Here is a 12,583-nt window from a genome sequence, read left to right as displayed (position 1 = left end):
TAATTTCATTCCGGCAACCGGTCCGTGTCGGTGCGCGACTGGAATGAGTTAAACGGGTTTGGGAATGACTTCCCGGATGATGCGGTAAACTGCCTATACAATTCTCCGCAGATTAAATTTTGTCAAGCATTTATTTCCGGTTATTGTTAGCAGAGAAATTGCTGTATCCACCGCGCTTAACTATGTTACAGATAGCCGATTCTGGCAGAAATGGCGCAGGAAATGAGTATAAAACGCGTATTGTTATCCGATGTGGCAAAGCTGGCGGGGCTGTCGAAGGCAACCCTGTCGCGCTATATGAACAACAGTATTGTGCTACCGCAGGACACCATCGATCGCATCGAAACCGCCATTCGCGAACTGGACTATCGCGGCAATAGCCTGGCACGCCGTCTTAGCAAAGGCGGCAGCGAAACGCTCGGCCTGGTGCTCCCCGATATTACCAACCCCTTCTTTGCCGAACTGGCCGATGCCGCCGAAGAGGCCGCTTCTGCCAGCGGTTACAGCCTGGTGCTGTGTATCACCCGCAACAACCCGGAAAAAGAGTGCCAGTTTATCCGCTGGCTGGATACCTGCCAGGTCGACGGCCTGCTGTTCACCACCAACCGCCCCGATAACGGCCTGCTGCGCAAAGAAGTCCAGCGTCACGAACGCATTGTCCTGCTGGATGAAGATATTCCCGGCAGTAAGGTGCCGAAAGTGTTTGCCGATAACGTCCAGGGCGGGCGGATCGCCACCGAAAAGCTGATCGCCGCCGGGCATCGCCATATCGCTTTCGTCGGCGGCCCGGACAAGCTGATGAGCGTACGCGAGCGCTATCAGGGCTTCTGCACCGCGATGGAGCAGGCCGGCCTGAGCTGGCCGCCCGAATGGGTGATGTACGGTGACTACCAGCGCGAGTTTGGCCAGCAAGCGCTGCGGACCCTGTTCAGCCAGCCGGTTCGCCCGACCGCCGTCTTCGCCGCCAGCGACTATCTGGTGCTCGGCCTGCTCGACGGTCTGCGCGCCAGCGGGCTCCAGGCGCCGGAGGCGCTATCGTTAGTCGGCTTCGATGACGCCAACTATGCCGATTTTACCCAGCCGCGGATTTCCACTATCCGCCAGCCCGCCCGGGAACTGGGCCGCACCGCGGTGAACATCATGATGCGTCTGCTGAACGACGATCGGGACATCCCGGCGGAAACCCGCCTGCCGGTAGAGTGGATTGGCCGCGACTCGATCAAGATCTGTTAAGCACATCCCAAAATGGCGCAAATGTGCCCACTCTTGGCGCAAAAAACGATCAATTAACATTTTATTCACTATAATCAGTAAACCGGTTTACCGGAGCGTAATGAATAAACTCTATTTATTACATAAGGTTAAATCACAGGGCTGCTGTGTTGTTCCTGCCCTGGCACGGATGCTGCAATGTTCTTACTGGCGAACAAATATCTTACATAGCGTTTGTCCTGACTGTGCTGGCGAGTGCTCTATTCCGCAGGTAAACCGGTTTACTAGCATGTAAACCGTGTCGGATAGCATCTCTCCCGCAGGATGGCGAACATTTTCCCAGCAACAGCGATGGGAGTTATCAGATGCAGCAGCCACAAACTACCCCGCCAAGGGTGGAGATGATCAATATCACCAAGACCTACGGGTCGATACGTTCATTGCGCGGAGTCAACCTTGAGCTGGCTCCGGGCGAGGTGCTGGGCTTAGTGGGCGATAACGGCGCGGGGAAATCGACCCTGACCAAAGTGCTCTCTGGCGCGGTGATCCCCTCCAGCGGCACGATTCGTATCGACGGTGAACAGCAGCAGTTTACTAATCCGGCCGATTCGCGCCGCTGCCATATCGAGATGGTGTATCAGGATCTGTCGCTCTGCGACACGGTCGACGTCGCGGGCAATCTGTTTATGGGCCGCGAGCCGATGAAATCACTCCTCGGTATCCCCTTCCTCGATGAGGCAAGAATGCACGCCGATGCCAGGGAGATGCTAAAAGGGCTCGGGATCTCCATTCCCGATACCCGGCTGCTGGTGCGAAATCTCTCCGGCGGCCAGCGCCAGGCCATTGCCATCGCCCGCGCGGCGGCCTTTGACCCGAAGGTGCTGATTATGGATGAACCCACCGCCGCGCTGGCCGTCGCGGAAGTCGAAGCGGTGCTGGAGCTTATTCGCCGCGTTTCCGCTCGCGGGGTGAGCGTGATTCTGATTACCCACCGCCTGCAGGACCTGTTCCTGGTCTGTGACCGGATCATGGTGATGTATGAAGGTACCAACGTCGCCGACAGACGGGTGGCCGACACCAGCCTGAGCGATATCGTTAACCTGATTGTGGGCGAAAAATTCACCGCCCGCTCTGCGGCTGCACATTGAGGTAACAGGATGAGTATCATGAACTTAAGCAGCTCCCGCATGATCCAGCATTCGCTGCCGCGCCGCCTGCTGCATAACCACTCCGGCGTGGTCAGCATCGCGCTATTTTTCGTCTTCTGCTGCGTGGTGTTTTCGCTGATCACCAGCAACTTTCTCACCGGCACCAACTGGCTCAACATCATCCGTCAGAGCGCCCCGCTGCTGATTGTCGCGACGGCGATGACCCTGGTCATTACCACCGGCGGTATCGATCTGTCGGTGGGCTCCACCCTCGCGCTGGTCGGCGCGCTTTCCGCTATCGCCCTGAATAACTGGGGGCTGCCGTGGCCGGTGGTACTGCTCGGCGGCCTGCTGCTCGGCGGATTGGTGGGCGCCATCAACGGCTTCTTTATCGCCTATGAAGGTATTCCGGCGTTTATCGTCACGCTCGCCACCCTGGCCGTGGTTCGCGGCATCGCGCTGCTGGTCACCCAGGGCTACTCGATTCCGGTTCCGGCTGACAGCCTGTTTACCTTTATAGGACGCGCGTGGGTAGTCGGTATCCCCATGCCCGCGCTGATCGGCATTATGATTCTGGTTATCGGGCATATTGTTCTCAATCATATGCGCTTTGGCCGCTACGTGACCGCTATCGGCGCTAACGCCGAAGGCGCGCGACGCAGCGGCATTAATACCAAAGCGGTCACCATGAAGGTCTATATCATCAGCGGGATGGCCGCCGCGCTGGCGGGGATGATCATTACCGCGCGCCTCGGCAGCGGCTCCTCCAACCAGGGCGAAGGCTTTGAACTGCAGGTTATTGCTGCCGTTGTGCTTGGCAGTACCAGCCTGTTTGGCGGCTTCGGTACCATTATCGGTACGCTGCTGGGCGCGCTGTCGATTGCGGTCATTCAGAACGGGCTGATCCTGTCGCATATTTCGCCGTTTTACACCCAGATAGCCACCGGCACCATTATCCTGCTGGCGATCTGGCTGAACACCCGCATTCTCAACCCCACGCGCTCCGCGGCAAAAGGATAGCTGATGAAAGGATCAATTTTTCGCCACCCCACCCCGCTGCCGCTTGGCGTCAGCAGCGGTTACGTGATGACGGTGCTTGGCCCGCTGCCGATTAGCGAAATGGGGGTTACCCTGATGCATGAGCATATACTGCTGGATGCCTCCGGCAAATGGGTACCGCCCTGCTGCTGTAGCGATCGCCATCTTGCCGAAATGCCGGTGAAAATGGAAAACCTCGGCGAACTGTCGCTGAATCCGCTGATGAGCCGCGATAACTGCCAGCTGTTTGACGTCGACGTCGCGATTGAAGAGCTGACGAAATATCGCGCCCTTGGCGGAGAAACGGTGGTCGACCCGACCAATATCGGTATCGGCCGCGATCCCAACGCGCTGGCGCGCATCGCGCGCCTGACCGGTCTGAACGTTATTATGGGCACCGGCCTCTATCTGGAACCTTCGCACCCCGAGTGGGTAAGAACCAGCAGCATCGAACAGCTGACCGAACGGCTGATTTACGATCTGGGCGGCGCGGAGGAGAAACCGGAGGTGCTCGCCGGGCTCATCGGCGAAATCGGGATCTCGAGCCGCTTTACCCCGGATGAGGAGAAATCGCTGCGCGCTGCGGGCCGGGCCAGCGCCGCGACCGGCGTGCCGATCGAGGTCCATCTGCCCGGCTGGGAGCGGCTGGGCCATCGGGTGCTGGATATTCTCGAACAGGAAGGCGCCGATTTACGCCATACCGTCCTGTGCCATATGAATCCCAGCTTTGCCGATAAGCGCTACCAGCGGGAGCTGGCGCAGCGCGGGGCGTTTCTCGAATACGACATGATCGGCATGAGCTATTACTACGCCGACGAGTCGGCGCAGTCGCCCTCCGACGAGGAGAACGCCCGCGCGATTCGCGAGCTGATTGACGACGGCTATATCCAGCAAATACTGCTGTCGCAGGACATCTTCCTGAAAACCATGCTCACCCGCTACGGCGGCCACGGTTACGGCTACATACTCAAGCATTTTGTTCCCCGCCTGCGGCGCCACGGCGTCAGCGGCGAACAGCTTGAAACCTTGATGATTGGAAATCCCCAACGGGTCTTTGGCGGATAAAAGGAAAGTCATAATGCAGAAAAAAATCTTACTGGTCGGTGAATCCTGGACCAGCACCTCAACGCACGTTAAAGGCTTCGACCAGTTTGCCACCGCCACCTGGCACACCGGCGCAACGGATTTTCTGGCCGCGCTCGCGGACAGTGCCTACGCCATTACCTATATGCCCGCCCACGCGGCGGCGACAGACTTTCCGCTGACGCTGGAAGCGCTGCAGCAGTGGGATGCGATTATTCTTTCGGATATTGGCGCCAATACGCTGCTGCTGCATCCGGACACCTGGCTGAAAAGCCGCCGAACCGCCAACCGTCTGACGCTACTGCATGACTACGTGGCCGGCGGCGGCTCGCTGATGATGATTGGCGGCTATTACAGCTTCCAGGGGATTAACGGCGGCGCGCGCTATCGCCATACCGCGGTGGAGAAAGTTCTGCCGGTCCGCTGTCTGGCGTGGGACGATCGCATTGAAACCCCGGAGGGTTGCTATGCCGAAGTGACGGAATCCCACGCCCTGTTCAACGATATTCCGGGCGAATGGCCGTGGCTGCTGGGCTATAACGAAGTAGAAATGCATCCGGAAGGCAAACTGCTGGCGACGGTCGCCGGTACCGGTCATCCGCTGCTGGCCATTCGCGAGTATCAGCAGGGTCGCTCGCTGGTGTGGACCAGCGATATGTCGGCACACTGGCTGCCGGAAGAGTTTGCTCAATGGCCCGGCTATCGCCAGCTGTGGATTAACTGCCTTGACTGGCTGACGGAACGTCGCTGATGGCTGCCACCCTTGAGCTCGCCCGGCAGCTGCTGGGCTTTAACACCATCAACCCGCCGGGCAGCGAAGCAGACTGCATGCGGTTCTTCGCCGACTGGCTTAACGATCGCGGTTTTGCGGTTTCGCTGTCGTCGTTCGGCGAGGGACGCTGCAATCTTATCGCCAGGCTGCCCGGGGCGAAGACCGGTAAACCGCTGGCCTTTACCGGTCATCTGGATACCGTGCCGCTGGGAAATGCCCGGTGGCAGTACGATCCTTTCGGCTCGCAGATAGAAGACGGGCGTCTTTATGGCCGCGGGTCCAGCGATATGAAAGCGGCGATAGCGGCGTTTGCCGTCGCCTGCGTTCATCAGCGGGAAACGATCCTCTCCGGACGCGGCGCGGTATTGCTGATTACCGGCGGAGAAGAGACCGGCTGCGACGGCGCACGGGCGCTGATCGCCTCCGCGACGTTGCCGGACGTGGGCGCGCTGATCGTCGGTGAGCCCACCGCCAACTATCCGGCGATCGGCCATAAAGGCGCGCTCTGGCTACGCTGCGAAACGCGGGGAAAAACCGCCCACGGCGCGATGCCGGAGCTGGGGATAAATGCTATCTATCTTGCGGCGGATGCGCTGGGTAAGATTCAGCATTTTTCCCCTGGCGCGGCGCACCCGCTGATGAAGCAGCCCACCCTCAACGTCGGACGCATCGAAGGCGGACTCAATATTAATTCCGTGCCGGACCGCACGCGTTTTGATGTCGATATCCGCAGCGCGCCCAATTTACAGCACGCCACTATCCGGCAGCGCTTGACCACGCTGCTTGGCGAAAGCGTCACGGTATCCACGCTGGTCGACCTGCCCGCCGTACTGAGCCGGGAGGATCATGCGTGGATTAAGCAGGTTTATCAGCGCTGCCAGCCGCTGCACGCTAAGCCGATTGAACCGCGCGTGGTGCCCTACTTTACCGACGCCTCGCTGCTGCTGCCTGCATTGGCCGATCCACCCTGTATTATTCTCGGTCCCGGCGAGCCGTCTATGGCCCATCAGACCGACGAGTACTGCCTGCTCAGCCGGCTGGAGGAGGCTGAGCAGCTATACGGAGACATTATCCGCGACTGGATGGCGTAGCCGCCCGCGGCGAAGGCAAAGAATGAGTGACAGTGTCACTTTAAAGCGCATACCAGGCGATCGGCGTTTGAATAATATCGCGGAATAACAGAGGATAACCGTCTCGCGTCAGAAACGCATCATCACCAGCAAGGAGGCATTACCATGTCCGTGAAAATCCGCCCGGTGCTCATTTGCACTCTCTCTTTACTTCTTTCCGCCTGCTCGGGTAGTGCTTCTGCGCCGGATAGCGCCGAAGACGCGAAAGTATCGGCAGAAGTGGATAAGATGTTTCGCGATTATCAAACGGGTTCAGATCAATCACCGCAGGCCAACGTCTCACGCTATCTGACGCAGGTTCAGAGGGCTATCTTCGCGAAAATAGACCAGCCGGCGTCCTGGCAGGGGCAAAAATGCTCGGTGCGCTTAACGCTACAGCGTGACGGGACGGTGCATAATCCAGCGGTCGAGAGCGGCGATCCGGCGTTATGCGCGGCGGTAATGTCCGCGCTGAAAGAAGCCAAAATTCCGCCCGCGCCAGATGAAAAAACCTATCAGACATTCAGTCATGTGGTTCTGGACTTCAGGCCCTGAGAGCTTTTTTTGCATGTTATCGCAGGGGCTATTAGGCCCCTGCACGATTTTCAGAACTCCACGCGGCCGCCGAAATTATAGCGTCGCCCTTCCAGCATCGCCTTCTGCCGGTAAGCGGTAGTGTAAACCGGGTTCACATCAAATAGATTGTAGATACCGCTCATCAGCGTGACGTGCTTACTCAGGCGATAACGCACGCCTAGATCTACCAGCGCATAGGCATCCGTTGAGCTGGACTTGCCGATATCCGGCGATCTGCTGCGCCAGCTCGCCTTGGTCCACAGTTCAAGATCGGAAGCGGTGTTCCACGTCAGCGAAACGTTGGCCATACTGCTGGGGAAATCGCTTAGCGCATAACCCTTATACTCACCGCTTTTTTGTTCACTGTGGGTATAGGTATAGTTGGCGTTCGCTTTCAGCGCTGCGGTCACCTGCCAGTCGCCGTTCAGCTCCAGTCCGTAGATCTCCGCATCCCCGACGTTAATGTATTGCGACACGCTATCCGCGGTATAGCCGTTGTATTGGCATTGCCGGGTAGCCGAGGCGGTACAGATGGTATGGTCGCTGATTTTGTCTTTAAATTTGGTATGAAAAAGCGTGGCGTCGAGCGCCAGCGCATCCTGCTGCCAGTACACGCCCAGCTCGGTGTTGATGCTCTGCTCCGGTTTGAGATCGTCGTTGCCGATACCAATCTCAGAATAGGGATAAGCGCCGTAGACGCTGGTAAAGCCGGCGTTGTTCTGGCGCAGGTCCGGTTTTTTATAGCCGGCGGATACGCCACCTTTCAGCGCCCAGCTTTCGTCAATGGTCCAGTTGCCGTAGAGCTTAGGCGTAACGTGATAGCCAAAATAGCTGTCATGATCCAGGCGCGCAGAAGTGGTCAACGTGAAGTCCGGTACAATCATCCACGCGTCTTCAGCAAAAACCGCCCAGCCGTGACGGGTGATTTTACTCACCGGGGTGACGCCGGGCGCCTGCTTGTCCGCAATACCAAAGGTGTCATTCAGCTCATTGCGCGTGAAGTTTACGCCTAGCGTCAACTTGTGATCGGCGAGCGTAAAGGTGTTTGCGCTATTGGCCTCAAAATTATTCTGCTTGATAAACTGCGAGTCCATGCCGGGCACGCGGTACTCCGTACGGGCCTTTTCGTAGCTGATAAAGTTCTTCACCTCCACCAGGTCATCACCGTACCAGGCATGCTGTGACAGCGAGACCGCATCGCGGTCAAAGCCCCAGTACCACGCTTTATCGTTATGGGTTTTCTCCTGATTGCCTTTGGAGGCGTTCAGATCCCAGAGCTGGGTATCGGTTGGCGAAAGAGAAATTGTGGCGTCCAGATTCCCCGCCTGATGCTTAACAAAACGTTCTTGGGTCGGGCTGTCATCATCGCGACGGTCAAGATAGTCAGCCCCCACGCTGACGCCGAGTTTGCCCGGTACGACGGGCCCCATAAAGAAGGCGTTTGTCTGGTTAGTATTGCCGTATTCGCTTTTCTCCTGCAGGAAGTAATTATCCTCCAGCACCCCCGTCCATTTTTCGAGGTTATACGCCTTTTTGGTGATGACGTTGACCACACCGCCGATAGAGTCAGAGCCGTACAGCGATGACATAGGCCCGCGAATCACCTCCACCCGCTCAATGGCGGCCAGCGGCGGCATAAAAGCGGCTTCAGACCCAATGTGATGCCCATAAGGTCGCGATTCGCGGGTAGACTGCTTGATACCGTTCACCATAAACGAGGTATAGGTCGAATCCATACCGCGCATCTGTACATCGCCGGTCGCCAGGCTGCCGTGGCCGTTGCCCACCAGCACGCCCGGCATCTCGCGCAACGCTTCCGTGACGTTCTGATTGGAACGGGTATTCAGCGCCTTCTCATCGAGCACCGAGATCGTCGCCGGCGCCTCGCGCCTCTCCTGGCTGAATCCCGTGGCGGTCACTACCATCTGTTCTTCATTTATCCCTGCGCCATCAGCGGCGTAGGCTGCCGCGGGCAGATTGACGAAGGCGAGCGCCATCGCCACGTCTATGCGTGTCTTCATCGCCACAAAAAGTCCTTAGAATTGAGTGAGATCGATCTTGAGAACGTAGTCAGGCCGATCGCTTTTTTCGTCCTGTTTGACGCTGGCGTAAAGCGTTCCGCCATCCGCAGAAAGGACCAGGCTGTTGGGCATAGCCGCCGTTTTGAGGGTGTGCTTGAGACGATGGGTTCGCGCATCGATGACGCTAATCGAGCGATCGTTGCGATGGGTCACGTAGATTTCATCGCGCATGGCGTTATAAAGCACAGCGACCGAGTTTGGCGAAGCGATACGATCGACCAGCTTGCCGGAGTCCAGCCGCACCACCAGCACATCGCGGGTGTTGGTATCGGCGATATATCCGACTCCGGCGGCGCTGTTCAGGGCGATATTGAGGAAATAGTGCTCAGCGTCAGCCGGATCGACCTTCACGCGGGAAATTAACGTCGACGTTTTGCCGTCAAGGGTAGCCAACTCCCCGTTGCCGGTGACCGCATAGACTTTTTCGCCCGATGCATCAACGGCAAACCCTACGGGGTCGATGTTGTTCAGCGTGTCAATCAGCTGCTGCTTGCGGGTATCGACCACCCAGAGCAGGCCCTGGCCTTTGCGCCCGATCCCTGACACATACAAACGCTGGTTTAGCTTATCCAGCACCACTTCGCGGACGTGGGCCTGTTTCGCAGGATCTGAATCATCGCTGAGCTGAATAGTGTTAATCACCTTATTGGTCAGCGTATCCAGAAGCGTTAGCGAGCCATCCAGCGCGTTACCCAAATACAGGATGTGATTTTCTTCATCCAGGGAGAGCGCGAAGGCGCGGCGTTCGGTAACGATTTTCTCATCAATCCGCAGAGAATCCGCCGCCAGTCGAAAGACCAGTCCCGCGGTTTTATCTTTATCAAACGAGGGCGCGGAGGCAGCGTAGAGCGTCTTCTGGCCGTTATCATAGGCCAGCTCGTAAACGCCGTGGCCGAGAGCCTGAGCGCGAAAGTCCCGCTCGGTGAAATCCTTAGCCGAGGCGGAGAGAGCATGCAGGGAAAACGAAATGACCAGCGCGAGGCGCGCGGCCTGCTTCAGGGATGCGGTAGACATGTAATTTTTCTTTACAGTAGCTTACGGAATGCAAACACTAATGAAAATAAATATCATTTGCAATTGCATTCATCTCCATCTTCCCTACCAATTTTTGTGTTCTGATATTAACCGCCGTTTTTTGTTCCCGCCGGGAGCTCTCCACGCTTCATTCATCGGAATCATTAAAATCACGCGATAATCGGCTGTAAGATGCTGACTAACTCCGCCAGACTCCCCGCCTGCATCTTTTCCATCACCCTCGCCCGATGGACCTCCACCGTGCGTACGGCAATGTTCATTATCTCCGCAATCTCCCGATTCATCAGCCCTTTCACCACCAGCAGCGCAAGCTCCCGCTCTTTGGGCGTTAGCTGCTGATAGCAGTCCACGTTCTTTTGCCGCGCAAACCGCTCGCCTGAGGCCGCCAGGCCGTGTTCCAGCGCCGTTTGTAGCGGCTTCACCGACACCGGCTTTTGCAGAAAATCCACCGCGCCGCGTTTCATCTGTTCTACCGCCATAGGTACGTCGCCATGTCCGGTCAGAAAAACCACCGCCAGGGTGCTGCCGCGCTGACGCAGCGCCTCATGTACTGCCTGACCGTCCAGCGCCGGCATCCGCATATCCAGCAGGACAACGCCGGTCCGGAAGAGATCGGCCTGCGCGAGGAAGACGCCACCCTCTGCCCAGCACATCACCTCGTAGCCCAGGCTTTCCAGTAAAAAAGCACATGCCTGGGTCACCGCCAGGTCGTCATCCAGTAGATGAATTATCGCCATTGCCGCTCCGCGCTCCTTGTTGCATGAATGTCAGTACCACGGTGACACCGGGCCGTCCATCGGGCGCCGTTTGATTTGCCAGGCTTATTTCCCCCCGGACATAGCGGACCAGCCGCTGACAGATAACCAGCCCAAGCCCCATCCCCTCTTGTCGACTGGTCACAAACGGCTGGAATGCCTGAGCAAGCTGCGCCCCGGCGATACCACCGCCGTTATCCTGCAGGACGATCTTCACGCCTCCGGCATCGCGAACGGCATCAATCCACAGCATCTTCGCCCCGGCCTGCGCCGCATTGAGGATCAGATTCGCCAGCACCTGTTCAAGCAGAACCGGCGGTAAGACGAGCGTTAACGGGCGATCGACATCGCTGTTGAGCAACAGCCCGGGAAACTGCTGCGGCATTCGCAGCCACTGCCAGACATGGTCAATAGCCTGACGAACGCTGATACGTTCCCAGGTCTCCGCTCGTCCTGGCTCCCCGTGCGCCTGGCTGACCCAATGGCGCAGATTGCGCAGCGTTTCCGCCCCGCGCTGAGCCTGTTGATCGATGTGGCCCAGCGCGGGCAGTAAGGGATGCTGCGAATCCTGTTTCTGCAAACGGATCGTACAACCCTGCGCATAGTGGCGGATGGCCGACAGCGGCTGATTTAACTCGTGGGCAAAGCCTGAGGTCATCTCACCCAATACGCTCATCTGTCTTGCCGTTTGCAGCGCCAGCTCCTGCTCGCGCAGCCGGATAGCGTTGCGTTCAAGCTGCCTGCCGCGCCGCCGCACCAGCAGCATCACCCAGATATAATTCAGCGTCAGCAACAGCAGCATCAGCCCGATGCCGCCCATGATTAACCGGTGCTGGATAAGCCAGTTTTTCACCTCCAGCCACAGCCGTCGCTGCTGAGGGTGCTGTTGAACTTCGCTCAGCAACGCTTCCACCTGACGGGTCGAAGCGGGCGCGCCCCAGTGAAAGACGGCGTTATCCGGGGCATTGAGCAAGGCGCGGGTCACGCGATCCGCCAGCGCGTCGCTCACCGCCGGCAGCGCGGCAAACGACCAGTCGGGATACAGCGGTGTACTGGTTAAACAAGGTATCGCCGCCGGCCCCTCGATGACCGCGGTAAAATCGGCTTTATTTACCAGTCCCTCATCAGCCATTTTTTCCAGCAGGCACACCGGAACAATCGCCGCCTGCACTGCCCGTTCACGCAGCAGATAGATCAGCGCATCCGCGGGGAATCCGCTAAAACGCAGATGCAGATCGCGTTCCGGCCGCAGCCCGGCATCGCTCAGCGCCTTGTATCCCAATAAATAGCCGCCGAAGGCCTGAGGATCGATGGCCCCTACCGTTTTGCCGATCAGGTCGGCCGGCGACGAAATACCGCTGTCGCGACGAGTCAAAATGACGCTGCCGATAACGTTGCTTGTCCCGAGTGAAGAGCGCAAAGAGGCCAGCCAGCGCAGCGAAGAATGACTATTCAGCTGGACAAACTGCGCCGGATTGGTCACCACAAACTGCACCGAGCCGTTATTGACCGCCTCCTGCATCTGCTGCAGATCGAGCGGCTGAATATGAAACTGCTGATCCGTTAGCTGCTGATTGAGCATCACCTCCAGCGGCTGCCAGTGGCTGCGGGTTAAGACCTCGCCGCGCATGGCCAGAACGCCGATATTCCACGACGCCGCCCACCCGCTGCTGTTCAGCAGGAGCGCCGTCACCAGCAGCGCCAGACGCTGCACCTTTTTCGCTCTCACCCGATTATCCCTGTTCATTATGTTGTTTTAGATCAACAACCCGCC

At 58.1% G+C, this 12,583-nt stretch carries 11 protein-coding genes; 7 read left to right on the top strand and 4 right to left on the bottom strand.

The window, feature by feature from the left end:
• Positions 1–210 precede the first annotated feature (210 nt).
• The 7 genes from ABLU96_RS09345 (at position 211) to tolA (ending at position 6,917) form a co-directional block, all read left to right on the top strand.
• On the top strand, positions 211–1,233 hold the full coding sequence (locus ABLU96_RS09345) for a LacI family DNA-binding transcriptional regulator (RefSeq protein ID WP_038424520.1): 1,023 nt from the start codon (positions 211–213) through the stop codon (positions 1,231–1,233).
• A gap of 380 nt (positions 1,234–1,613) precedes the next feature.
• Positions 1,614–2,360 carry an ATP-binding cassette domain-containing protein gene (locus ABLU96_RS09340; RefSeq protein ID WP_162557591.1) on the top strand — a complete coding sequence of 249 codons (747 nt, stop codon included), beginning with the start codon at positions 1,614–1,616 and terminating at the stop codon, positions 2,358–2,360.
• An 18-nt stretch (positions 2,361–2,378) separates the two neighbouring features.
• Positions 2,379–3,380 (top strand): ABC transporter permease, encoded by a 1,002-nt coding sequence (locus ABLU96_RS09335; RefSeq protein WP_014229399.1) that lies wholly within the window; start codon positions 2,379–2,381, stop codon positions 3,378–3,380.
• Between the two features lie 3 nt (positions 3,381–3,383).
• Positions 3,384–4,463 (top strand): phosphotriesterase-related protein, encoded by a 1,080-nt coding sequence (locus ABLU96_RS09330; RefSeq protein ID WP_064404982.1) that lies wholly within the window; start codon positions 3,384–3,386, stop codon positions 4,461–4,463.
• A 13-nt stretch (positions 4,464–4,476) separates the two neighbouring features.
• A complete protein-coding gene (locus tag ABLU96_RS09325; protein WP_014838512.1) occupies positions 4,477–5,232 on the top strand; it encodes a glutamine amidotransferase in 756 nt (251 codons plus the stop codon).
• On the top strand, positions 5,232–6,344 hold the full coding sequence (locus ABLU96_RS09320; protein ID WP_048252245.1) for a M20 family metallopeptidase: 1,113 nt from the start codon (positions 5,232–5,234) through the stop codon (positions 6,342–6,344). The genes ABLU96_RS09325 and ABLU96_RS09320 overlap by 1 nt, the downstream gene beginning before the upstream one ends.
• 144 nt (positions 6,345–6,488) lie before the next feature.
• Positions 6,489–6,917, top strand: a complete 429-nt coding sequence (gene tolA / locus ABLU96_RS09315; protein ID WP_014838514.1) for a cell envelope integrity protein TolA — start codon at positions 6,489–6,491, stop codon at positions 6,915–6,917.
• A gap of 50 nt (positions 6,918–6,967) precedes the next feature.
• On the opposite strand, the gene ABLU96_RS09310 is transcribed toward tolA, so the two are convergent.
• From ABLU96_RS09310 to ttrS, 4 genes are all read right to left on the bottom strand, one after another.
• Complete coding sequence (locus ABLU96_RS09310; protein WP_086073937.1) at positions 6,968–8,965, bottom strand: TonB-dependent receptor; 1,998 nt, start codon at positions 8,963–8,965, stop codon at positions 6,968–6,970.
• 9 nt (positions 8,966–8,974) lie between these two features.
• A complete protein-coding gene (locus ABLU96_RS09305; protein ID WP_046877946.1) occupies positions 8,975–10,033 on the bottom strand; it encodes a YncE family protein in 1,059 nt (352 codons plus the stop codon).
• Between the two features lie 170 nt (positions 10,034–10,203).
• The gene (gene ttrR / locus ABLU96_RS09300) at positions 10,204–10,791 is read right to left on the bottom strand and encodes a tetrathionate respiration response regulator TtrR (RefSeq protein ID WP_014229406.1); all 588 of its coding nucleotides are present in this window, start codon (positions 10,789–10,791) and stop codon (positions 10,204–10,206) included.
• Entirely contained in the window at positions 10,766–12,538 is a 1,773-nt protein-coding gene (ttrS, locus tag ABLU96_RS09295; RefSeq protein ID WP_086073938.1) for a tetrathionate respiration histidine kinase TtrS, read from the bottom strand. The genes ttrR and ttrS overlap by 26 nt, the downstream gene beginning before the upstream one ends.
• Positions 12,539–12,583: the final 45 nt, after the last annotated feature.

It is taken from the genome of Klebsiella sp. CN_Kp106, assembly GCF_040064575.1.
GTDB classification, from domain to species: domain Bacteria; phylum Pseudomonadota; class Gammaproteobacteria; order Enterobacterales; family Enterobacteriaceae; genus Klebsiella; species Klebsiella michiganensis.
The sequence above is the reverse complement of the archived record's forward strand: the minus strand, read 5'-3'. Positions and strand labels throughout refer to the sequence as shown.